This window comes from uncultured Merdimmobilis sp., from assembly GCF_902471145.1.
GTDB classification, from domain to species: Bacteria; Bacillota; Clostridia; order Oscillospirales; family Ruminococcaceae; genus Merdimmobilis; species Merdimmobilis hominis.
The window spans coordinates 1-22972 of record NZ_CABRJC010000025.1 but is presented as its reverse complement, the minus strand read 5'-3'; the positions used below and the strand labels follow the sequence as shown (position 1 = coordinate 22972).

General features: G+C 57.3%; 24 protein-coding genes. 2 read left to right on the top strand and 22 right to left on the bottom strand.

The window, feature by feature from the left end:
- Positions 1-244: 244 nt before the first annotated feature.
- From hslO to RDQ42_RS09530, 9 genes are all read right to left on the bottom strand, one after another.
- A complete protein-coding gene (gene hslO, locus RDQ42_RS09570; RefSeq protein WP_054332403.1) occupies positions 245-1123 on the bottom strand; it encodes an Hsp33 family molecular chaperone HslO in 879 nt (292 codons plus the stop codon).
- Between the two features lie 19 nt (positions 1124-1142).
- Positions 1143-1889 carry a class I SAM-dependent methyltransferase gene (locus RDQ42_RS09565; RefSeq protein ID WP_054332402.1) on the bottom strand — a complete coding sequence of 249 codons (747 nt, stop codon included), beginning with the start codon at positions 1887-1889 and terminating at the stop codon, positions 1143-1145.
- Positions 1889-2188: a YerC/YecD family TrpR-related protein gene (locus tag RDQ42_RS09560; protein ID WP_054332401.1), complete on the bottom strand. Its 300-nt coding sequence runs from the start codon at positions 2186-2188 to the stop codon at positions 1889-1891. Before RDQ42_RS09560 ends, RDQ42_RS09565 begins: the two co-directional genes overlap by 1 nt.
- Positions 2189-2300: 112 nt before the next feature.
- The gene (gene yihA, locus RDQ42_RS09555) at positions 2301-2918 is read right to left on the bottom strand and encodes a ribosome biogenesis GTP-binding protein YihA/YsxC (protein WP_071428369.1); all 618 of its coding nucleotides are present in this window, start codon (positions 2916-2918) and stop codon (positions 2301-2303) included.
- Positions 2919-2937: 19 nt separating this feature from the next.
- Positions 2938-5349 (bottom strand): endopeptidase La, encoded by a 2412-nt coding sequence (lon, locus tag RDQ42_RS09550; RefSeq protein ID WP_308588587.1) that lies wholly within the window; start codon positions 5347-5349, stop codon positions 2938-2940.
- Positions 5350-5751: 402 nt separating this feature from the next.
- A complete protein-coding gene (gene clpX / locus RDQ42_RS09545; RefSeq protein ID WP_071428367.1) occupies positions 5752-7071 on the bottom strand; it encodes an ATP-dependent Clp protease ATP-binding subunit ClpX in 1320 nt (439 codons plus the stop codon).
- A 71-nt stretch (positions 7072-7142) separates the two neighbouring features.
- On the bottom strand, positions 7143-7733 hold the full coding sequence (gene clpP, locus RDQ42_RS09540; RefSeq protein WP_054332399.1) for an ATP-dependent Clp endopeptidase proteolytic subunit ClpP: 591 nt from the start codon (positions 7731-7733) through the stop codon (positions 7143-7145).
- A 138-nt stretch (positions 7734-7871) separates the two neighbouring features.
- On the bottom strand, positions 7872-9218 hold the full coding sequence (tig, locus tag RDQ42_RS09535) for a trigger factor (RefSeq protein WP_071428366.1): 1347 nt from the start codon (positions 9216-9218) through the stop codon (positions 7872-7874).
- A 76-nt stretch (positions 9219-9294) separates the two neighbouring features.
- Entirely contained in the window at positions 9295-9996 is a 702-nt protein-coding gene (locus tag RDQ42_RS09530) for a metallophosphoesterase (protein ID WP_308588586.1), read from the bottom strand.
- A gap of 138 nt (positions 9997-10134) precedes the next feature.
- Here RDQ42_RS09530 and RDQ42_RS09525 point away from each other — a divergent pair, with 138 nt between their 5' ends.
- The gene (locus RDQ42_RS09525) at positions 10135-10308 is read left to right on the top strand and encodes a DUF1540 domain-containing protein (RefSeq protein WP_074026336.1); all 174 of its coding nucleotides are present in this window, start codon (positions 10135-10137) and stop codon (positions 10306-10308) included.
- A gap of 59 nt (positions 10309-10367) precedes the next feature.
- On the opposite strand, the gene RDQ42_RS09520 is transcribed toward RDQ42_RS09525, so the two are convergent.
- The 8 genes from RDQ42_RS09520 to RDQ42_RS09485 form a co-directional block, all read right to left on the bottom strand.
- Complete coding sequence (locus RDQ42_RS09520; protein ID WP_308588584.1) at positions 10368-11306, bottom strand: dipeptidase; 939 nt, start codon at positions 11304-11306, stop codon at positions 10368-10370.
- Entirely contained in the window at positions 11284-11664 is a 381-nt protein-coding gene (locus RDQ42_RS09515; RefSeq protein ID WP_231358354.1) for a YraN family protein, read from the bottom strand. The genes RDQ42_RS09520 and RDQ42_RS09515 overlap by 23 nt, the downstream gene beginning before the upstream one ends.
- A 13-nt stretch (positions 11665-11677) precedes the next feature.
- Positions 11678-12283, bottom strand: a complete 606-nt coding sequence (gene rnhB / locus RDQ42_RS09510; protein ID WP_231358635.1) for a ribonuclease HII — start codon at positions 12281-12283, stop codon at positions 11678-11680.
- 166 nt (positions 12284-12449) lie between these two features.
- A complete protein-coding gene (gene ylqF, locus RDQ42_RS09505; RefSeq protein ID WP_308588582.1) occupies positions 12450-13568 on the bottom strand; it encodes a ribosome biogenesis GTPase YlqF in 1119 nt (372 codons plus the stop codon).
- Between the two features lie 2 nt (positions 13569-13570).
- Entirely contained in the window at positions 13571-14146 is a 576-nt protein-coding gene (gene lepB / locus RDQ42_RS09500) for a signal peptidase I (RefSeq protein ID WP_231358353.1), read from the bottom strand.
- An 83-nt stretch (positions 14147-14229) separates the two neighbouring features.
- Positions 14230-14574 (bottom strand): 50S ribosomal protein L19, encoded by a 345-nt coding sequence (gene rplS / locus RDQ42_RS09495; RefSeq protein WP_054332394.1) that lies wholly within the window; start codon positions 14572-14574, stop codon positions 14230-14232.
- Between the two features lie 173 nt (positions 14575-14747).
- Positions 14748-15410 carry a TIGR03936 family radical SAM-associated protein gene (locus RDQ42_RS09490; protein ID WP_071428362.1) on the bottom strand — a complete coding sequence of 221 codons (663 nt, stop codon included), beginning with the start codon at positions 15408-15410 and terminating at the stop codon, positions 14748-14750.
- Positions 15410-17245, bottom strand: coding sequence for a TIGR03960 family B12-binding radical SAM protein (locus RDQ42_RS09485; protein ID WP_231358352.1), 1836 nt, complete (start codon positions 17243-17245; stop codon positions 15410-15412). The genes RDQ42_RS09490 and RDQ42_RS09485 overlap by 1 nt, the downstream gene beginning before the upstream one ends.
- Before the next feature lie 515 nt (positions 17246-17760).
- On the opposite strand from RDQ42_RS09485, the gene RDQ42_RS09480 reads away from it, so the two are divergent.
- Complete coding sequence (locus RDQ42_RS09480; RefSeq protein ID WP_054332392.1) at positions 17761-18108, top strand: hypothetical protein; 348 nt, start codon at positions 17761-17763, stop codon at positions 18106-18108.
- A 77-nt stretch (positions 18109-18185) separates the two neighbouring features.
- Here the strand turns inward: RDQ42_RS09480 and RDQ42_RS09475 are convergent, their stop codons facing one another.
- From RDQ42_RS09475 to RDQ42_RS09455, 5 genes are all read right to left on the bottom strand, one after another.
- Positions 18186-18773 (bottom strand): hypothetical protein, encoded by a 588-nt coding sequence (locus RDQ42_RS09475; RefSeq protein ID WP_071428361.1) that lies wholly within the window; start codon positions 18771-18773, stop codon positions 18186-18188.
- The gene (locus RDQ42_RS09470; RefSeq protein WP_071428360.1) at positions 18770-19849 is read right to left on the bottom strand and encodes a M23 family metallopeptidase; all 1080 of its coding nucleotides are present in this window, start codon (positions 19847-19849) and stop codon (positions 18770-18772) included. The genes RDQ42_RS09475 and RDQ42_RS09470 overlap by 4 nt, the downstream gene beginning before the upstream one ends.
- A 111-nt stretch (positions 19850-19960) precedes the next feature.
- Positions 19961-21355 (bottom strand): NADPH-dependent glutamate synthase, encoded by a 1395-nt coding sequence (gene gltA / locus RDQ42_RS09465; RefSeq protein WP_054332389.1) that lies wholly within the window; start codon positions 21353-21355, stop codon positions 19961-19963.
- Entirely contained in the window at positions 21348-22187 is an 840-nt protein-coding gene (locus RDQ42_RS09460) for a sulfide/dihydroorotate dehydrogenase-like FAD/NAD-binding protein (RefSeq protein WP_054332388.1), read from the bottom strand. Before RDQ42_RS09460 ends, gltA begins: the two co-directional genes overlap by 8 nt.
- Positions 22188-22505: 318 nt before the next feature.
- Positions 22506-22972, bottom strand: a 467-nt coding sequence (locus RDQ42_RS09455) for an Ig-like domain-containing protein (RefSeq protein WP_308588580.1), incomplete at its 5' end; no start/stop codon positions are given.

Below are 22972 nucleotides of genomic sequence, written 5' to 3'. Positions count from 1 at the left end.
ACAGGGCTCGAACCTGTGACCCTCTGCTTGTAAGGCAGATGCTCTCCCAGCTGAGCTATGCTCCCACTTTTCATCGTGGAAGGCTTTGTTCTTCCCTGACGACGAAATTTATTATACTACGGCTAGTGTGAAAAGTCAACACCTTTTTTGGAAAAATTTCGAATCTTTTTCGGTTCTGCAAAGAAAGAAGGCGCAAAACCGCGGCAGAATGCCATTTCTAGGCAATTGACGGCCAGGGGGAAGGCTATTCCTTCTCCCCCGCCAGCGCTCGGAGTTCCCGGCTGGAGAAATGGTGCTTCTGCCCACAGAAATGGCAGACCATCTCGGTGTCCTCCTGTTCCTGTGCCAAGCGGAGGAGTTCTTCCCTGCCCAAACTGATAAGCGCCCGTTCCATCCGGTCCCGGGAACAGTTACAGCGGTATTCCACTGTAGTTTCATCCAGCACCTGGGGATCAAATCCCTTGAGAGCTAAAAAAGCGATATCCTGGGGGCTGAGGCCATCGGTGAGCATCTGGGTGACCGATTTCATCCCGTTGATATTCTCCTCCAACCGGTCGATGGTGTCCTCCCCTGCGCCGGGCAAGAGCTGCACCAGGTACCCACCTGCCGCCAAAACGGTCAGGTCGGTATTGACCAGCACCCCCAACCCGCAAACGGTGGGAATTTGTTCGCTGACGGCATAGTAATAGGTGATGTCCTCGGCGATCTCCCCAGATACAATAGGGGAATGGCCGATATACGGATCCTTCATCCCGGTGTCCCGGATGACCGAGAGATACCCCTCCTTGCCCACAGCGCCGGCCACATCCAACTTGCCGTATTGGTTGAGGGGGATTTCTACCACCGGATTGGTCACATAGCCACGGGCATTGCCCTCGCTGTCCGAAACAGCGATCACCGACCCTACCGGGCCGTTGCCCGCCAGGCGCAGGGTGACCGAATCCTCTTTCCCTTTCAGGGTGCAGCCCATGATGGAGGCAGCGGTCAAAAGCCGCCCCAGCGCTGCGGTGACGGTGGCAGAGGTTTTGTGAATTTGTTCCGCGCGGCCCACCATATCGGTGGTGTCCACAGCGATGCAGATGACCCCGCCGTCGGCGGAGATGGTGCGAACCAATTTTCCCATAGTGTTTGTATCTCCCATTCTATCTGATCTTGCGCGCCACATACACCAGCCGCTCGCTGGTGGCGGTGGGCGGGTCAAAGGTGTCCCCTTGGTAGATGGCCTCCACCTGGAAGCCAGCCGCATCCAGCATCCGGTCCAGCTCTTCCCGGCTGTAGGCGCGCTCCCGGAACTCCTCCCCGCTGCGCTGGTAGGAGCCATCCTCTTCTTTTTCAAAGAAATCCAGGCGGATGGTGACGGTGTCAGTCTCCTCCTCCAAGGCGTTCTGCCAGACGCAGAACACCTTCTCCTCGTCGTAGACAAAGGTGTTGTTGCCCAGTACCTGACGGTGCTTATAGGGGGAGTTGACGTCGAAGAGGAACAGCCCGCCCGGGTTCAAAAACAGCGAGACTTTGGAAAACACCCGCTGCACCCGCCGGGGATCGGTCAGGTGGTTAATGCTGTCCAGGGCGCAGACGGCCACGTCAATGGTGCCATACAGGTCCAGCCGGGTCATATCCTGGCAGAGAAACAGCACCTCCTGCTCCTGCTGGGCGGCCTTTTGCAGAGCAACAGACAGCATGTCCGCCGAACCGTCCACCCCGATGACGTCATAGCCAAGGGCGGCGAGCTCCAATGACAAGCTGCCTGTTCCGCAGGCCAGGTCCAGCAAAAGCCCGGGCCCCTCCTGATATTGTTTGATAATTTGGTCAAAATACGCCGCCCGCTCCCCATAGGAAACGTTTCCCGTCAAGCTGTCATAAAAAGCGGCAAAGGCATTGTACGGCATTACAGTTTACCCTTTTCCTTGAGCCGGTCGAACAGCACCCGATAGCCGTCGCACCCGTAATTGAGGGAACGGTTGACCCGGCTGATGGTGGCGGTGCTGGCCCCCGTGGTGGCCACGATGTCGCTGTACACCTTGCCGGAATCCAGCATTTTGGCCACTTGGAACCGCTGAGAAAGGGCCTTGAGCTCGGTGACGGTGCAGAGGTCCTCAAAGAAATTATAGCATTCTTCCATGTTTTCCAGGCAGAGAATGGCCTCAAACAGGTTCTCGACTTCGAGCTCCTTCAACTTAGAATTCATAGATTTATCCTCCCGACTTGATACTAAGGACAGTTTAACATTTTAACGCATAAAAGTAAAGACCTTTTTTGCAGTTTTTCCATGAATTGCCGCCCTTTTTTTGCGGGAAACGCTACTCTTGCGGGGGTTCCTCCTCTTCGCCGGGGTCCTGGGCCGCGATTTCTTCAATAATCGACCGGATCTCCTCCACCCCTTCCCCGGTCTCGGCGGAAAAGGGGATCATGGTGATTTGATCCGCATAGGGGATCTCCTGCTGCAAAGCGGCCAGCCGGTCGGCCTGCTGCTTTTTGGAGAGCTTGTCCCGCTTGGTCAGCACCACCACAAAGGGGAATTCGTGCTCAATGAGGTAGTCGATCATCTGCAAATCGTCGGCGGTGGGAGGGTGGCGCATATCCACCAGCTGGAACACCAGCTGGATGTTGCGGCCGTCGTTAAAATACCCCTCAATCAGCTGGGCCCAGCGCTGCTTCTCACTTTTTGCCACCTTGGCGTAACCGTAGCCTGGCAGGTCGGCAAAGCGGACGTTTTCCAGCCGAAAAAAGTTGATGGTCACCGTCTTTCCAGGCATGGCGCTGACCCGGGCCAGCTGCTTGCGGTTGAATATCTTGTTGATCATCGAGGATTTGCCCACATTGGACCGCCCGGCAAAGGCGATCTCCGCCACGTCGGACGGGGGCAGCTGGTCGAACCGCCCATAGGAGGACTCAAACGCGATGTTGTGAAAATTCATGTCCTTCTCCTTTTTCCCATCACTGGGCCAAAACGGCCTCCGGTTTGGCAGGCGCTTTTTTCAGCACCGCGTGGATCTCTTTCCCCTCTTCCCGGGGGCAGAGGGCGGTTTGGAGCACCGTCTCCACATGGTCGGCGGGGATAAAGCGGATGGCTTCCTTCACCACCGGATCCACCTCATAGAGGTCGGGCAGGTTCTCCTTGGGAATCAAGACGGTCTTGATCCCAGCCCGGTAGGCCGCCATGGTCTTTTCCCGTAGCCCGCCAATGGCCAGGACCCGGCCGCGGAGGGTGATCTCGCCGGTCATAGCCACATCCCGGCGGACCGGGGTGCCGGTGAGGGCGGAAACCAAAGCGGTGGTCAGGGTAACCCCGGCGGAGGGGCCGTCCTTGGGCACAGCGCCCTCGGGCAGATGGATGTGGATGTCTTTGTTCTTATAAAAATTGGGGTCGATGCCATATTCCTGGGCCCTGCTGCGGATATAGCTGATGGCTGCCTTGGCCGATTCCTTCATCACATCGCCCAGGGAGCCGGTCAGCTCCACCTTTCCGGAACCTTCCATGACAGCCACCTCCACCTGGAGCATCTCGCCCCCTACGGAGGTCCAGGCCAGGCCGTTGACCAGGCCGATCTCATCCCGTTCGGCGGGCTCGTCCGGCCGGAACCGCTTGGGCCCCAGGTAATCGTACAGGCTCGCCCCGGTGATCACCACACGGGAAGCGCCTTTGCCCACAATTTCCCGGTCCGCTTTGCGGCAGAGGGCACCGATCTCCCGTTCCAGCTTGCGCACCCCGGATTCCCGGGTGTAGAAGTCGATGAGGCCGTAGATGGCATCGTCGGCCAAGCGGAAGGTCTTGGCAGTGAGGCCGTGTTTTTTCATCTGTTTGGCCAACAGGTGGCGCTTGGCGATCTGGAATTTCTCCTCCCGGGTGTAGCTGGGCAGTTCGATGACGTCCATCCGGTCCAACAGGGGTGCGGGGATGGTGCTCAGGTCGTTGGCTGTGGCGATGAAAAACACCTCCGACAGGTCGAAGGGGATTTCAATATAATGGTCGCGGAAGGCAAAGTTCTGCTCTGAGTCCAGCACCTCCAGCATAGCTGAGGAGGGGTCGCCGCGGAAGTCGTTGCCCATTTTGTCCACCTCGTCCAGCAGCATCAGGGGGTTGTTGCTCCCCGCCAGCTTGATGGCGTTGATGATCCGGCCGGGCATGGCGCCGATGTAGGTCTTGCGATGGCCCCGGATATCCGATTCATCCCGCACGCCGCCCAGGGAGATGCGCACGTATTTGCGCCCCATGGCCTTGGCAATGGAGCGGGCGATAGAGGTCTTGCCCACGCCGGGAGGGCCCACCAGGCAGATGATCTGGCCCTTGATATCCGGCGCCAAGGCGCGGGTGGCCAGCACCTCCAAGATGCGCTCCTTGACCTTCTGTAGGCCATAATGCTCCTTATCCAGCAGCTTTTCTGCCTTTTGCAGGTCGATTTTATCCTTGGTGGATTTGTTCCAGGGCAGCTCCAGGCAGGTGTCCAGGTAGCCCCGGATCACCCCGCCCTCGTGGGAGTTGGAGGGCAGCTTCATCAGCCGGTCAGCCTCTTTATACAGCTTTTCCCGCGCCTCATCGGGGAGGGCCAGCTGGTCGATCTTCTCAAAGTACTGCTGGGCCTCGTCCACCGGGTTGTCGCTCTCCCCCAGTTCCTCCTGGATGACACGCATCTGCTCCCGCAGGTAGTATTCCCGCTGGTTTTTGTCGATGGACTCCTTGACCCGGTCGTAGATGTCCTTTTCCAGGCTGAGGATGTCGTTCTCACTCTCCAAATAGGAAGCCAGCAGTTCCAGCCGTTTGACCGGGCTGGTGGCGATGAGGATCTCCTGTTTCTCCTCGATCCGCAGGGGGATGTTGGCGGCGATGTATTCCGCCACATAGTGGGGGTCCTCAGAGATCAGGGCATTGATCACCATGTCCTTGGGCATCTTGGGGGAAAGGGAACAGTATTCTTCAAACAAGTCCTTGACTGTGCGCATCAGCGCGTCGCAGGTGTTCAGTTCCGACGGCCGGGCCTCCCGAAGGGGGAACTCCAGAGTCTCGGCGGTGTAATAGGGCTCAGTGTCCACCAAATGGCGGAGCTTGGCCCGATACAGCCCCTCCACCAGAACCCGCAGGTTGTTGCCGCTGCCGGATTTGACAATCTGTTTCACCTCCGCGACAACGCCCACATGGAAAAGGGCGCGCTCGTCGGGGTCTTCCACCCGGACATCCTTTTGGGTCACCAAAAAAATGCGGCGGTCTTTTTCCATTACATCTTGCAGGGCTTTGATGGATTTTTCCCTGCCCACCTCAAAGTGCAGAACCATTTTAGGGAACAGCACCAGCCCCCGCATGGCCAGCAGGGGAAGAACAATCGGTTCAGGTCGGTTGTTAATTTCATGCATTGTTGTAACCTCCCTATCTATCGGCATTCCGCCAATTGGCAGAAAAACGCATGTTTTTGTCATTCAAGTATATCGAAAAACTCCAATAAAAGCAAGGGGCATTCTTTTGCCAATCTGTTTCAAAAAAATGAAGGGGGGAACCGCTTCCCCTCCCCTTCCCCACCGGCGGGATTCCGCGGCAGAAACAGATAACCCGGCGGGCGCCTCCACAAGGGGAAAACCAGGGGCCGGATTATGCCCCGTCTGCAAAACTCCTCGCCCAGGAGGAGCATCTCTTCCCCGGGATGTTATGGCCGGTTTCTGCCCCTTCTACAGGGAAAGCCGCCGATTGTATCGGCGGCTTTACACCTCTATATTGGTACGATAGACAACTTTTTATGCGTTTTCCGCTTGCAGCTTCCTTTAGCTGGATGCAGTATCCCGTCCCAGCCGCTGGCGCTTGGAAGCGCTCAGCTGGATGTTAAAAGGGGAGCGGTTTTCATCCCGGATAATCACCGGCTCGCCGGTTCCCTCCACACACTCCCGGGTGATTTCAATCCGCTCGATGGTGTAATCCGACGGGGCGGTGAACATCAAATCCCCCAGGGTTTCCTCCATGATAGAACGCAGGCCCCGGGCGCCGGTTTTGCGCTCAATGGCCTTTTCCGCCACCGCACGCAGAGCGTCCTCCTGGAACACCAGCTCGATGTTGTCCAGTTCAAACAATTTTTTATACTGTTTGAGGATGGAGTTTTTGGGCTCCACCAAGATCCGGGTCAGTGCTTCCTCATCCAGGTTGGAAAGGGTGGTCACAATGGGCAGACGTCCCACCAACTCGGGGATGATGCCAAACTTGACCAGGTCATGGGGGACCAGTTCCTTAAGCAGCTCATCCCGCTCTTTGTCCCGGGAGGCCTTCACCGTCGAGCCGAAGCCCATGCTGGAGGTTGCGACCCGTTTCTCGATGATTTTCTCGATCCCCTCGAAGGCGCCGCCGCAGATGAAGAGGATGTTGGTGGTGTCGATGTGGATAAACTCCTGCTGGGGGTGTTTGCGCCCGCCTTGGGGCGGCACGTTGGACACCGTTCCCTCCAGGATTTTCAGCAGGGCTTGCTGCACCCCTTCGCCGCTGACGTCCCGGGTGATGGAGGGGTTTTCACTCTTGCGGGTGATCTTGTCGATCTCATCGATGTAGATGATGCCACGCTGGGCCCGCTCCACATCGTAATCCGCAGCCTGGATCAACTTGAGGAGGATGTTTTCCACATCCTCGCCCACATATCCTGCCTCGGTGAGGGTAGTTGCATCGGCGATGGCAAAGGGCACCCCCAGCACCTTGGCCAGGGTCTGGGCCAGCATGGTCTTGCCCACGCCGGTGGGGCCCAAAAGAAGGATGTTGGATTTGGTCAGTTCCACATCATCCGATTTGCCGTAATAGATGCGCTTATAGTGGTTGTACACCGCCACCGAAAGGGCCATCTTAGCAGTGTCCTGCCCGATGACATACTCGTCCAGGATTTCTTTGATCTCCCGGGGTTTGGGGATGGTGACCTCCGCCTCTTCCTTAGCCGCCCTGTTTTTTTGCCGGGGAGCTGCACCCTCATCCATCAAGATGCTTTCGCACAACTCCACGCACTCGTTGCAGATGCAGACCCCCGGGCCGGCGATCATCCGGCTAACTTGATCCTGGGTCTTTCCACAGAAGGAGCAGCGCAGCGTTTTCATTTCATCATTTTTTGCCATAGGGTACCTCCGTACTTCTTCGGAAGATGGACAAAATTGGGGGCGGTTGTCCACTGCCCCCAATTCCCGATTTATTGTTCGCCGTGTTTGACCATGACCTTGTCCACCAAACCGTAATCGCAGGCCTGCTGGGCGGTCATAAAGTTATCCCGGTCGGTGTCCCGCTCGATCTCCGCCAAGGGGCGGCCGGTCTGCTGGGACAGCAAGCGGTTTAAGGTGTCCCGGGTGCGCAGGATGTGGTCGGCGTGGATTTTGATATCCGAAGCCTGGCCCTGCATCCCGCCCAAGGGCTGATGAATCATAATTTCGCTGTTGGGCAGTGCGTACCGCTTTCCGGGGCAGCCGGAAGAGAGGAGGAACGCGCCCATGGACGCGGCCATACCGATGCACACAGTGGAAACATCGCACTTGATGTACTGCATAGTGTCGTAGATGGCCATACCTGCGGTCACCGAGCCGCCGGGGCTGTTGATATACAAATTGATGTCCTTCTCGGGGTCCTGCCCCTCCAGATAAAGCAGCTGCGCGACCACCAGGCTTGCGGTCACATCGTTGACCTCATCACAAAGCATGATAATTCTGTCGTTGAGAAGGCGGGAGTAGATGTCATAGGAACGCTCCCCCCGGCTGGTCTGCTCTACGACCATTGGCACAAGGCTCATAGATGATACCTCCATATTCTAGTGTTTTCCCCGAGGGGAGGATTTTCCCCTCGGGACCGCCCAAAAGGCAATAGACAGTGGAACCCACTGTCTATGTAGCAGCCGCAGCAATTATGTGTATGTTCTAAAGCGCGGGGATTATTCCGCAGCCTCTTCCTCTACCTTTGCCTTCTTCGCAGTGGATTTGCGGGTGGTCTTCTTCTTGGCTTTGGGGGCAACCGCATTCTCCCGCACAAAGTCGATGGCCTTGTTCACTGCGATATCCTTGGAGATCTCGTCGGCGGGCAGCAGCTCTTTGATCTTCTCCAGCTCCATGCCGTAGACTTCGGCAGCCTTTTTGAACTGCTCCTCCAGGTCCTCTTCAGTAGCGGTCAGGTTCTCCAGCTCGGCGATCTTCTCCAGGGCCAGGCGGACTTTCACCTGATGCTCTGCCTGCTCCTTGAAGGTCTCACGGAAGCTCTCGACAGTGCTGCCGGTGTACTGCATGTAAGTCTCCAAGTTCAGGCCCTGCATCTGCAGACGGTAGGCAAAATCCTGGACCATTTCGTCGATTTTCCGCTCGTACATGCAAGCGGGGATATCCGCCTTCATGCCGGCGATGACCGCGTCGACCAGCTTGTTCTCAAACTCATCGTTTGCTTCCAGGTCCTTCTTCTCCTGCAGTTTGGACTTCAGATCGGCTTTCAGGGCCTCCAGGGTCTCAAACTCGCTGACATCCTTGGCGAACTCGTCGTCCAGCTCGGGCAGTTCCACCGCTTTAATCTGGTGAATTTTACATTTGAAGACTGCGGGTTTGCCCTTGAGCTCGTCCACATGGTAGTTCTCAGGGAAGGAGACGTTTACATCAAAATCTTCGCCGATGGCATGGCCGGCAATCTGCTCCTCAAAGCCGGGGATGAACTGGTTGGAACCCAGGGTCAGGGGGAATTCCTCGCCTTTGCCGCCCTCAAAGGCGACGCCGTCGATGAATCCTTCAAAATCGAAGACCACATTGTCGCCCATCTGAGCGGGACGGTCCTCTACCGAGATGGTAGTGCCAGCTCTCTTCTGCAGTTTTGCGATCTCCGCGTCCACATCCTCATCGGTGACGGTGTATTCAACCTTTTCCGCCTCGATGCCCTTGTAGCCCTCGACCTCGACCTCGGGCTTCACAGTGACGGTGGCTTTAAAGGAAAAGCCGTCTTTGCCGACTTCCAGGATCTCGATATCCGCACGGTCCACAGGGGTGATCCCTGCTTCTTTGGCGGCCGCCTCATAGGCGGAGGGGTACAGCTCGTTGACCGCGTCCTCAAAGAACACGCCCTCACCGTACATTTTCTCAATCATATGCCGGGGCGCTTTGCCCTTGCGGAAACCGGGAATGGTGATGGAAGGGGCATTTTTCCGGTAAGAACGATCCACTGCCGCTTTGAATTCCTCGGCGGGAACGCTGATCTCCAATTCCATCAGATTGGTGTCAATTTTTTTGGATGCAGTCAAACTCATTTATATTTCCTCCTGTAGACAGCTATAATAATCCAACCAATTATAGCACATATAATATGGAAATTCCACTGTATTTTCATGATTTATTGGGTTTTTCCTGGATTTCCATGGGGCAGAAGCCCAAAAAATCCGCTGAGATCAACCGGAATTCAATTCCTAGGTAGGTTCCGTTGAGGGCATACCGGCACCCGGAGCCGTGGATATGCCCATAATAACACCGGCGCACCTGGTGTTTGCGCAGCACGTCGATGATCTCAGGGGTGATCTCCTCCCCAAACACCGGAGGGTAGTGGAGGAAGGCCACTTTTTCCAAGCCCTTCCCTGCCGAAGAGAGGGAGGCGTCCAGCCGGGCGGCTTCCCGGGCGACGATTTTTTGATCGTGGGCCTCCCCTTGTTCGAACAGCCAGCCCCTGGAGCCGCAGACGGCGGCCTGCCCCACAGCGATGCTGTTATTATGGAGAATTTGAAGGCTGTCTAAACCGTGTTTGGCGAAAAACTGTTCCATCTTGGATTTGGTGGACCACCAATAATCGTGGTTCCCCTTGAGGATAATCTTACGGCCGGGCAGGCTTTCAATAAATTGGAAATCCTTGAGAGACTGTTCCAGCCCCATGGCCCAGGAGACATCCCCAGCGACTACCACCGTGTCTTCCGGCTTTACCAGCCGCCGCCAATGGGCTTCCAGTTTGTCCACATACCCATCCCAGCCGCTGAAAATATCCATGGGTTTGCCCGCCGCCAGGGGCAGGTGCAGGTCGCCGATTGCATAAAGCGCCATGTTTCTCCTCCCTTCCACTGATTTTTGCTGAATGACACCGCCCCTTTCTGCTCATACTAAGGCCAGGGGATTTCTCCGCCATAGGCGGGAAAGCTACCCATCCATTTTGATGCTGTCAAATTGAAAGGAGCGTTTTTTATGAATCATTCCGAAGGCTGCAGCTGCCCCCATATCCACGGTGTAAAATGTGAAGTTACCAACTGCGTGTACAACGACAAGAAGGAATACTGTACTGCCAATGAGATTAAAGTGGGTCCTTCTTACGCCTCCAGCTCCACAGATACCATCTGTGCCACCTTTAAGCCCGAATAAGCGGGACGGAACAAACAAGGAAAACAGAGGGCGGAAGCCCTCTGTTTTTGCTTCTTCCCTTATTTGAGGTTGTTCCGAATGAAGTTGTAGGCATTGCCGAACAGGATTTTCTCCGCCAGCTCTTTGCCCAAGCCGTCGGCCAGCAGGGCATCGTACAGGTTGTCCACCTTTTCCACCGAATCCAGATAGCCGGGGATGTCCGCGCCATCAAAATCCGAACCCAGGGCGATGGTGTTCTCCCCGCCCAGCTCCAGGAAGTGGTGGACGTGCTTGAGCAGGTCGCTGATGGATGTGGTCTCTCCCCCGTCCACAATGAAATTGCGGTAGTAGTTGAGGCCCACAATGCCGCCCCGGTCCCGGATCTCACAGAACTGGGCATCGGTCAAGTTGCGGCTGTGGCCGCAGATGGCCCGGGAGTTGGAATGGGTGGCGATAAAGGGCTTAGAGGCGATCTTGCACAGGTCGGCAAAGCCCTCGTCGTTGAGGTGGGAAACGTCCACAATGATGTTTTGGCGCTCCATCTCGGCGATGGCTTCCCGGCCGAAGTCGGAAAGGCCGTTGTGGGTCACCGAGCCACTGCCGATCTCGTTGGGGCCATTCCAGGTCAAGGTCAAAAACCGAACCCCGTCTTTGGCGAGTTCCTCAATCATCTCCATCCGGCCCGCCAGGGCTGCGCCGCCCTCCACCGCCAGGATGCCGGCAAATTTGCCCGCCTCAAAGGCGTTGTCCACATCGGCTGCATTCCGCACCTGGGCCAGTTTGCCACTGTACTTCTCCAGCTGGCCGCAAAAATACCGGACGCACTCCCGGTAGTAATCGACCGCGTCCTGCCCCCGCTTCTCATCGGGGACAAAGATGGCATAGGTCTGGGCCCAATGGGTGCCAGGGGCCACCTTATCCAAAGAGATATGGGTCTTAGGGTTGATAAAATCCAGTTTTTCCCGATTGCAGACCATAATGGTATCCGAGTGTAAATCAATAAATCCGGTTGTGTTCATTTGCACAAAACGCTCCTTTTATGTATTGGAAGCTCTCCACCGAAAAGGTTTTCCCGCCCTGGGTCACCACCTCAAAGACATCAAACCGGGGCTGAAGATCCAGGGGATGCTCCTGCAAAAAGGCGGCTGCCGTAGCGATCACCCGTCCTTGTTTTTGCAGAGTCACCGCAGAAAGCGGCGACACCAGGCTGCCCGCCCGGCGGGTTTTTACCTCCACAAAGGCCAGGTATTCCCCGTCTTTGGCGATGATATCAATCTCCCCCCACCGCTTTTTATAGTTGCGGCAGAGGATCTCCATCCCCGCTTCCTCCAGGGCCCCAGCGGCAAAGTCTTCCCCTTTTTGGCCGGTTTCCCCCATAGGCGGCGCCCCCTTACTTAGACAGGTGTTTTTCCAGGGTTTTTAAAAAGCTTCTCCGGTGAATGGGACAAACCCCATGCATTGCTATCATATCATAATGGAGCTTGGTTGGGTACCCTTTGTGCTGACAAAATTTATATTGGGGATAGGCTTTGTCCATCTCCAGCATATACCGGTCCCGGGCAACTTTGGCCAGGATGGAGGCCGCCGCGATGGAGGCGGAAAGGCTGTCTCCTTTTACAATGGTCCGGGTGGGGATGCCAAGGCCCGGGTCCCGGTTGCCGTCCACCAAGGCGCAGTCCGCCGGATGGGATAGGCCCGCCACCGCCCGCTTCATGGCCAGGTAAGTAGCCCCCAGGATGTTGTATGTATCGATCTCCTCCGGCGCGGCAAAGGCGATGGACCAACACAAAGCCTCCCGCTGGATGACCTCAAACAGGGCTTCCCGTTTTTTCTCAGTCAGCTTTTTGGAGTCGTTGACCCCTTCGATCTGCTGCCCTGGGCGCAGGATCACCGCGGCGGCATAGACTGGCCCGGCCAGCGGGCCCCGTCCGGCTTCATCCACCCCGCAAACGGCGCAAAAGCCCTCCCCTGCCGCCTCTTTTTCATAGGCGAGCATATCAATGGAAGATGGTTCTTTCAAATTGGTTTCCCCCTTGAAAAACCGCCGCCCAACCGGAATCGGGCGGCGGTTTCTAGTTTTGTCCGCAGAATTTTTGTTTCCCAGAGGCTATTCCTCAGGGAGATATGCATCCTCAAGCCCTTGCGAGCCGTTATACGTTTTGCTATTTCTTGGGCTTGCCGCCCTTGGGTTTGGACCCCGGGCCCTTGTGGACTGCGCCGGGCCGCTTCTTGCTGGAAGCTGCCGGTTTTCCAGGCTTATAATCCTTGATATACGCCTTTCGTTCCCCTTGGAAATTTCCGGTCTGGCGGAGCTTATAGTGCTTCTCCCCGCCTTCCTGGTAGGCTTTGGACCGGCGGACTTTCTTCTCCTTCACCGGGACCTCCAGGGCGCGGCGGGGCCGGCCCCCGGAGAAATCCTCCGGTTTTTCCAGGGAAATGTTGCCGATCTTGCCGCTGCGGAACTCGTCCAGCACGGTGATGGCCGCTCGCTCGGTGTTGACCGATCCGCCGGACATCAGCATTCCCCGCTTGCGGGCCACCAACTCCAACAGGTCGTAGCCGTCCAGATCCTGTGCCTCCTCGGCGGTGATTTTGTACCGCTCGGTGACCAAGGGCAGATAATCCTTGCAAAGAACCTCCAAAAGGCGCATGGCCAGCATCTCAATGTCCATGACGTCGTCCTTGATGGCGCCGGTGAAGGCCAGATGCTCGGCCACCTCTTGGTCGTCAAACTTGGGCCAGAGGACACCGGGCATGTCCAATAGCTCGGCGCCGGATTCCAGCTTGGCCCACTGTTTTCCCCGGGTGACGCCGGGGCGGTCCTCCACCTTGGCCACCCGGGACCCAGCCATCCGGTTGATGAAGGAGGATTTGCCCACGTTGGGGATGCCCACAATCATCATGCGGATAGGGCGCCCCCCCATGCCCTTTTGTTCCAGCCGTTCCAGCTGGTCTTTTAAGACCTCCCGCACCGCCGGCAGGAAAGCTTTGAGCCCCCGGCCGCTGCGGCAATCGGTGGGCAGGGCGGTAATCCCTTTGCTTTTGTAATAGTCGCACCACTGGCGGTTGACCGCCTCGTCGGCGGCGTCGCATTTGTTGAGCAGCAAGAGGCGGGGCTTGTTCCCCAAAATCCGGTCGATTTCCGGGTTGCGGCTGCTGAAGGGGATGCGGGCATCGGTCAGCTCAATGACAATGTCCACCAGCTTCAGGTCTTTCTCCATCAGCCGGCGGGTCTTGGTCATATGACCGGGAAACCACTGGATCGAAACGGTCTCGTCCATGATCAATTCACCTTTCCTATCTGATTGACCGGCAGCAGACGGAACAGCGCCCGGCCCATAATGTATCGTGTATCCACCATGCCCACGGCGCTGGAACGGCTGTCCAGCGATTCGTTGCGGTTGTCCCCCAGAAGGAAAACACAGCCCTCCGGCACTGTCTGGAGGAATTCCATGTCGTACTGGCTGGTGGTGGGGGCGTTGACATAGGGTTCCTCCAGGGCTTTGCCGTCCACATAGACCACCCCGGCTTCAAAATCAATGTCCACCTCCTGGAACTCGGTGGCGATGATCCGCTTGATCAAAGGGTGTTCCGGGTCCCCCTGCTGGGTGACCACCACCACATCCCCTGGCTGGGGCTGGTAGAAAAGGCCGGAGACCAGGAGCCAGTCCCGGTTGTGGAGAGTAGGCTTCATGGAGTTGCCGTCCACGCTGGCAAAGCGGAAGGCAAAGGTGAACAGCACCACCATGCACAGGATGGAGACGACGGCCACCTCCATCCACTCGTACAGTTCCCGGTAAGCCTGCTCCTTATGCTTCTCTTTGCTGCCCAGCATATCCCTGCGCGGATACTGTTCCATCCCAATGCTCCCCCATTTTGGTGATCTTATCCCCGAAAAAGCACAGAAAGGGACAGTAACTGTCCCTTTCTGCTCCACGCAATTTAGCGAATTGCCTCTTTAACTTTTGCCGCTTTGCCCACGCGATCTCTCAGGTAGTACAGCTTGCTTCTGCGGACCTTACCGCTTCTGACCAGCTCAACCTTCTCGATGTTGGGGGAGTGAACAGGGAATACTCTCTCCACGCCGCAGCCATGGGATACACGGCGGACGGTGAAGGTCTCGGAGATGCCGCCATGTTTCTTGGCGATGATGGTGCCCTCAAAGACCTGGATTCTCTCTCTGTCGCCCTCTTTGATCTTCACGTGAACCTTGACGGTGTCGCCGATGTTCAGTGCGGGCAGTTCTTTTTTCATGCAATCCTGCGCGATGTGCTGCAAAGCATCCATTGATACTTCCTCCTTAATATATACGGACATTCATTCCCGTGATACGGCAGCGGACTGTCCGCTTTAATGTCGGCCAAATGGCCGGGCACTAAACCCCATTGCCGGAGCAATGGTCACTACATGCCTAAATATAATACCACAGCTTTGTGGAACATGCAAGGCTTTTTTGCCAATTAGGCAAAAATTTCGCCCTTTCCATTGTAGATTTGACGGCGGATCACCCGGTAGCCGTCGTGGGGGCGCCCCGCAAATTCCACCAAGGCCCCAATGACCAGCATGGGGTTGATGTTGAGGGTGCTTCCCGCTGCGGCCCGAAGCTCCAGGTGGAGCTGGGAATCCTCCTCCCGGTGGGAGAGAACCTCAAAGTGGGGCTTGATGTCCACATCCAGCATCCCCTTTTTGCTGCGCTTGAGAACCATGATGGCATCCTGGGCAAGGAACCCTTCCAGGAGTGCGGCCAGCTCCCCCGCCGTCAGCCCGGCGAAGCGGATATCCACTCCGTAGTCCGCTTTGGCGATCTCCTTCATCTCCATCACCGGCTCGGCCACCTGGGTGACCTCTAATCCGGTGGGCAGCACCCGGTTGAGGGCGGTTTTTACCTCCTCCAAGGAGAAATCATCCTCCACAAGGCGGGTCTCAAAGGATTCGCAGAGGCTTTCAAACCCCAGGGAGATGGGCATGGCAAAGGTGGTGTAGATATGGGGGTTGAACCCCTGGGTGTACCACACCGGGATGCCGGACCGCTTGATGGCCCGGTCGATGCACCGGTTGACGTCCAGGTGGGAGATGTATTTGGCCCGCCCGGTCTTGGTGAAAAACACGCGGATGGTCTTCATCAGCAGCACCTCCCGCCCACCAGCCGGTTGGCACCACAGCCGCTGCACTGCTGGCGGCAGTGGGGCGTGGTCTCATCGGCGTGGGCTTTTTTGTTTTCCCGGATGAAAAATTCCTTGGTGACAAAGTAATCCAGGTGATCCCAGGGCATGATTTCGTCAAACTCCCGTTTGCGGCTGGCGTAGAACGCCCCGTCGATGCCGCATTCCGCCATGGCCTCGTTCCACCGCTCGATCTTGAAGTGCTCGCTCCAGCCGTCCAGAGTGGCCCCCCGGCGCCAGGCCCCTTCCACCACATCGCAGAGGCGGCGGTCGCCCCGGGCCAAAATCCCCTCCAGCACGCTGATGGTGGAATCATGGTAGTTGACGGTGATCTTCTTGGACCGCACCGAATGGAGCAGATGCTGCTGCTTCTCTTTGAGCTGGGGGATGGTATCCTGCGGTTCAAACTCAAAGGGGGTGAAAGGCTTGGGGACAAAACAGGCCACGCTGATGGTGACGTTGACCCCTTTGCCCTTGGGCTTGGTGGGCAGGCTGTAAAAGAGGTCCACCACCTTCTGGGCCAGATTGGCGATGCCTTCGATGTCCTCCAGCGTCTCGGTGGGCAAGCCCATCATAAAATAGAGCTTTACATTGGTGTATCCGCCTTCAAAGGCGGTTCGGCAGGTGGAAAGGACGTCCTCCTCCCGCACGTTTTTGTTAATGACGTCCCGCAGGCGCTGGGTTCCAGCCTCCGGGGCGAAGGTCAGGCCGCTTTTGCGGACCTTCGCCACCTGCTCCAGCAGCTTGTCCGAGAAGTTGTCAATCCGTAGGCTGGGCAGGGAGAGGCCGACCCGGTCCTTTTCGGTCCAGGGGAGCATCTCCTCCAAAAGGGGCTCCAACTGGGAATAGTCGCTGGTGGAGAGGCTGGAAAGGGAGATTTCATCGTACCCAGTGCTCTGGCACAGATCCCGGGCGCTCCCGTTGACGGTGCCGTAGTTCTTTTCCCGGATGGGGCGGTAGATAAACCCCGCTTGGCAGAACCGGCAGCCCCGGATGCAGCCCCGGAAGATCTCCACCATAGCCCGGTCGTGGACCGTCTCAATGAATGGGACAACAAACTCCTTGGGGTAAAAGACCTTGTCCAGGTCTTTTATAATCCGCTTTTTCACCGTAGCAGGGGCACCATGGGTGGGGGTTACCGCGGCGATGGTGCCGTCCTCTTTGTAGGAGACGTCGTAGAACTGGGGTACATACACCCCTTCGATCTGGGCGGCAGCCTCCAGGAATTGGAGCTTAGTCCACCCTTCGGCCTTGGCCTTTTTGTAGAGGTCGATGGTCTCCATGTTGACCTCTTCCCCTTCCCCCAGGAAAAAGAGGTCGATGAAGTCGGCGATGGGCTCAGGGTTGCAGGCACAGGGCCCGCCGGCCACCACGATGGGGGAAAGCCCTGTCCGGTCTTTGGAACGCACCGGCAAGCCCGCCAGATCCAGCATGTTGAGGATGGTGGGGAAGCTGAGCTCGTATTGGAGCGTAAAGCCGATGAAGTCGAACTGGGCGATGGGGTCAAAGCTCTCCAGCCCGTAGAGGGGGATGCCATTTTCCCGCATCTTCCCTTCCATATCCACATCGGGGGCGAAGACCCGCTCGCACCAGATGTCCTCACGGGCGTTTTTTAGGGAATAGAGGATCTTCATCCCCAGGTGGGACATGCCCACCTCGTAGAGGTCGGGGAAGCAGAAGGCAAACCGCACCATATCCGGGGTGAGCTCTTTGACCACGCTGTTCAGCTCCCCGCCGGTGTACCGGGCGGGCTTCTGCACCTCCATCAAAATTTTATCCAACTGGGATATCTCCATAGCAATCATCCATTCTGCCGCTTCGCGCCGGCACAAATCATAAAACAATGCCCATCTCGCCACGCGAAGCTGGCAAGACATTCTTTCTGTTAAGGCAGGCAGAGGCAGCTTGCCATCTCCCTCTGAAAACGGCAAAAGGCCCGCAAGCCACCTTTCCCACACCACAACAGAGGCTTACAATCCTATCAATTATACACGATTTTAGCCGTCAACACAACTGCAAAGCCGCCGGAGGCAAAAGGCCGAAAAGAGGAAGGGTGCTTGCCAGGGCAAGCCGTATTTTCCCCTTTGCCCGCCCCTCCTTCCTCTTTTCCACAGTATACTATGGGAAAACGCAGCCCGTCAATCCTGTTGGACAGCCCCTTTTCCGGTGCCCGCGCTATGCCGGAACATCTCTCAAAGCCCGATATTCCCCATCCCTTTCCCGAGGCTGGTGTTGCTCCCCTTTCCACCGGTGTGCTATAATGGCTAAAAGGGTAATTTCCCTGGAAATTGGGGAAACGGAGGTGCTTAACATGGATGCATCCATCCAAAAATGGCGGGCAGAATACCAAACGGTCACAGGGACAATCTTTGTGGTAGGGTTTGTGCTGTACAGCATTTTGGGGGTGTTTTTCTCTTACAGCAACGGCTCTTCGCCAGTGATGGCCGCCGCCATCGGAATGGCAGGCGGATACTTCTTCTTCTCTATCCTATCGGGGCTCCTTTGGACGATCCGGTTTGTGGCCGGAAAATCCCTGCGGACCAAGGTGCTGCTCACCGTCTTTTTCCCAGTGCCGGTTTGGCTTGTTTTGGCCGGCATTTTTTACAGCGTCCCCTATGGGGTGTATAACTTCCGGGAGCTCCGCAGGTGTCCCCGGTAATACCCACCCGGCGGCATTCAAAAAGCCCATGCGCCTATCCAATCGACTGGCGCATGGGCTCTCTTCTTTTGTAAGGCTCACTCCTTTACAATGGCGGTGGCCAAATAGAGGCAGGTGAGCAGCAGGGTGATGTTGCGGCTGTCGGATAGAAATAGGTAAACCGACAAGGCAAACAGCGGGACCAATGCCGCAAAGGAGAGAAAAGAGAAGGCGAAGTCGATACTCTCCGGCGGGATGCAGTTCTCCAAGGCGAGGCGCATCAGGTTGCCCCCATCTAAATTGCCGATGGGCAGCAGGTGGAAAATCCCCAATACCCCGCTGATAGCTGTAAACATCGCCCCCACCGGCTGTTCCCCCCACAGGAGAAGCACCGGCAGGGCGGTGGCGAAGCTGAACACCGGACCCATTAGGTGGATGCAGGCTTCCCCAGAGCGGGAAACGGGTCTCTCCCCCCGCTGGATGTGGATGCCCAGCCCGGTGAGGGAAACCGACCGGATCTCCCCGCCGGCGAGGGCGAACCCCACCAGGTGGCCCACCTCATGGATGAGGATGCACAGCAGCATCATAGCGGAAAATCCCGACCGGTCAGCGGTCAGGAAAAGGGCCAGCAGCAGAAAAAAGGAGAAGCCGCAGCGCACTGGGGTGTCGAATAGGCGGATGGTCATTGGACAAGATCCTCCTGGAACAGCCAGGCGGGATCGGCCGTCAGGCCCCCGGCCTCGACTTCAAAGTGGAGATGGGGCCCAGTGGAGATCCCGGTGCTGCCCACCAGGGCGACCCGCTCCCCCTGGCGCAGGTTCATCCCCTCTTGGGCGATGAGGGCGGAACAGTGGCCATAGGTGGTCTTGAGGCCGCCCCCGTGGTCGATCACCAGGTAATTTCCCAAAATAGCTGACTCCCCGGTCTCCACCACCCGGCCGGGCAGCACCGCTTTGATGGGGGTTCCCGTAGGTGCGGCGATGTCCATACCGGTGTGGAAATCCAGGTTGTCGGTCAAGGGGTGCAGACGGTACCCAAAGAGGGAGGTCACCGTTCCGGAGACCGGTGTCGCCAGCTTGGCCGAGACCATCACCGGCGCCAAGGTCATCCCCTCTGGGGGTTCCATCCGCTCGTTTTTGTCCTTCCAGCTCACCGGGTTCCACCCCCCCTTGCCATCCAGCACCGGCTCACTGGAGGAGGAATTCTCCCCTTCTGGCAGCCCAAATCCAGGCAGGCTGGAGGCGTCCGGCTCCGGGGTCAGCACTTCCCCTTCCCCAGGCCGCCCAGCAGAGGTGGGAAGCCCCTCGTCCTCGGTGTCCGATTCATCCCCCATATCCAGGGAGGATGGGTCGGCGGCGTAGGGCAGCACCATGGGCTGACTTTCAGACCCGCTTGCGGGCTCCTCTGGCTGGGATGCCATAGAGGGCGCAGGCTCCGGCTGGGACTGTGTGCTTTGGGGCGATTCCACCGGCACAATGCCGGAGAACAGCTTAGAGACATAGTCGTACTGGAAATTCTCCGGGCCGTACTGCCTGGCCTTCTGCCACAACGCCGGGAAATCCACCGATTCCTCGCTCATCCGGGCGACCGTTTCCCGGGCTTCCAAGGTAAAATCCGGGTTGATGCGGGCAGCCAGAAATGCCCCCATCAACAGGGCGATACAAAAACCCATCTGCACCATCAGCACCACCGGGATCGGGTCCGGGGGCTTGCGGTTCTGCCTGCGGTTTCGGGGGTAATAGCTTCTTCTTCGATCCATCATTTTCCCGCCTCCTGACATTCGGATATTCTACCTCCATTCCTATGCCAAAAAATCAGGGAAAATGCGCAAAGAAGCCCGGCCAATTGGCCGGGCTTCTTTAAAACCGCAGGATTATTGTTTGCTCTTGATGTACTCATCAATGGACTTGGCCGCAGTTTTGCCTGCGCCCATGGCCAGGATAACCGTTGCGGCGCCAGTCACCGCGTCACCGCCGGCGTAAACGCCCTCGCGGCTGGTCTTCATGGAATCGTCGGCCACAATGCAGCCCCACTTGTTGGTGTCAAGGCCCTTAGTGGTGTTCTTGATCAGCGGGTTGGGGGAGGTGCCGATAGCCATGATGACGGTATCCACATCCAGGACGAAGTTGGAACCCTCTTTGGCGATGGGACGGCGGCGGCCGGAAGCGTCGGGCTCGCCCAGCTCCATCTCCACACATTCAATGCCGATGGTGTTGCCTTTGTCGTCGCCCAAGATCTGAACGGGGTTGTTCAGGTTCTTGAAGATGATCCCCTCTTCTTTGGCGTGGTGGATTTCCTCCAGACGGGCGGGCATCTCCTCTTCGGACCGGCGGTAGATGATATAAGTCTCGGCACCCAGGCGTTTGGCACAGCGGGCGGCGTCCATAGCCACGTTGCCGCCGCCCACGACGGCGACTGCCTTGCTGTGGCGGATGGGGGTCTCATAGCCCTCGTCGCCCTTGTAAGCCTTCATCAGGTTGACGCGGGTCAGGTACTCGTTGGCGGAGTAGACACCCACGTAGCTCTCGCCAGGGATGCCCATGAAATTGGGCAGACCGGCGCCGGAGGCGATGAACACTGCTTCAAAGCCCATGTCGTCCATAATCTCATCGATGGTGAGGACTTTGCCGATGACCATGTTGGTCATGACTTTGACGCCCTGCTGCTTCAGGATGTCCACCTCGTTGGCGACGATCTCTTTGGGCAGACGGAATTGGGGGATACCGTACACCAGAACGCCGCCAGCCACATGGGAGGCTTCGAAGATGGTGACGTCGTAACCCCAAGAGGCCAGGTCGCCGGCACAGGAAAGGCCGGCAGGGCCGGAGCCAATAATGGCGACTTTGTGGCCGTTGGACTCGACTTTTGCCACTTTGGGCTCGCAGTGGGTCATGTTCCAGTCGGCGACAAACCGCTCCAGACGACCGATGGCGACAGGCTCGCCTTTGATGCCCCGGACGCATTTGCTCTCACACTGGGATTCCTGAGGGCAGACGCGGCCGCTGATAGCGGGCAGGCAGTTGGTGGTCTTGATGATCTCATAGGCGCCGACAAAATCCCCCTCAGCGACCTTGGCGATGAACTCAGGGATGCGCACGTTAACCGGGCAGCCGGCAACGCAGGGTTTGTGTTTGCAGTTGAGGCAGCGTTTGGCCTCTTCAATAGCCATCTCCTCGGTGTAGCCCAGGGTGACTTCCAGGAAGTTTTTGTTGCGGACGTTGGGGTCCTGCTCCGGCATGGGAGTTTTTGTCAAAATCATATTAGGCATTGTGGTGACCTCCTAATCCGAGACGGCAGACGTGGTCTTTCTCTTCTTCTTTGTAGAATGTATTGCGGAGCATCAGCTCATCAAAGTCAACCTCATGGCCGTCAAAGTCAGGGCCATCCACGCAGGCGAACTTGATCTTGCCGCCTACAGTGACACGGCAGCCCCCGCACATCCCGGTGCCGTCGATCATGATGGGGTTCAAGCTGACGATGGTCTTGATGCCGTAGGGCTTGGTGACCTCGCAGACAAATTTCATCATGACGACAGGGCCGATGGCGATGACCAGGTCATACTCGTTGCCGGCGTCGATCAGGGACTGGAGCTTGTTGGTGACAAAGCCCTTCTCGCCGTAGGAGCCGTCGTCGGTGGTGATGTACAGGTTGTCGGAGACAGCTTTGAACTCATCCTCCAGGATTACAATGTCCTTGTTGCGGAAACCGGCGATGACATCGACTTTGCAGCCCATCTCATGGAGGGCTTTGGCGGAGGGATAGGCGATGGCGCAGCCGACGCCGCCGCCGATGACGCAGGCTCTCTTGTAGCCTTCCAAATGGGTGGGCTCACCGAGAGGACCGACGAAGTCCAGAATCTCATCTCCTGCTTCCATTTCGGCAAGGCGCATGGTGGATGCGCCGGCGGCCTGGAAGATGATGGTGACCGTCCCGGTCTCAGGGTTTTTATCGGCGACGGTCAGGGGAACACGCTCTCCCTTTTCGTCGATGCGGAAGATGATAAACTGGCCGGCTTTGACTTTCCGGGCGATGAAAGGCGCTTCAATCTCCATCATGGTAACCGATGGATTCAGCTGTCTTTTTGAGACAATCTTATACATAGAAACCTCCTATTGTTTGCCTGGGCCCAAGGGAACCGGCCGCGGCAATATTTCAAGCGGTGGCAAAACGAAGGGGCCTCTCCCGGTGATCTGTCTACCCCTTGTTTGACAAATCCCTGTCAACCCCTAACAGGAATTAGATTATCATATTTAGCCCTACAAATCAAGGGAAAGTGAAAAAACAAAGGGACTTTTCCATAAAAAAGTCCCTTTGTTTTCTAAGATTCGACATCGCTTTGTGCGTTTACGCCGGGGAATGGCTGTCAGCAGGGGGACTGCATCATCCTTCCCCACAGCGGGAGAAGGGCCTATCCTCCCCTAATCCACCACAATGAGGTAGCACTCGGCGTAGATATCAGGGTCATTTTCCCAATATGCAGTGAGGAGTATCTCCCCAGGGCTGCGCCCAGTGACAGCGATGGCATCACCCCGGTCCACCGTCCGTGCTACATTTTTACCCTTCAGGGTCTCCACTTCCCACCGAATCTTACCGGCAGAAGCACCTTTGGGCAGGATCGAAGCAGTGATGCGGTCGCTCTCCCCCACCGGGAGCTCCAGCTCATAGGTGTCCAGCTCGATCTCCTCGGGGGCGTCGCCGCTGTCCCCGTCTTCGGTGACATAGACTACGCAGTAGGCTTCCACATCCCCATCTGCGGCGGTGGCGACGATCTCACAGGTGCCTTCTTTTTTCGCCTTCACAACGCCGGAAGAGGACACGGTTGCCACCGAGGAGTTGGTGGTATCCCAGGTGACCCCCTTTCCCGAGGCGCTGGAGGGGCCGATGG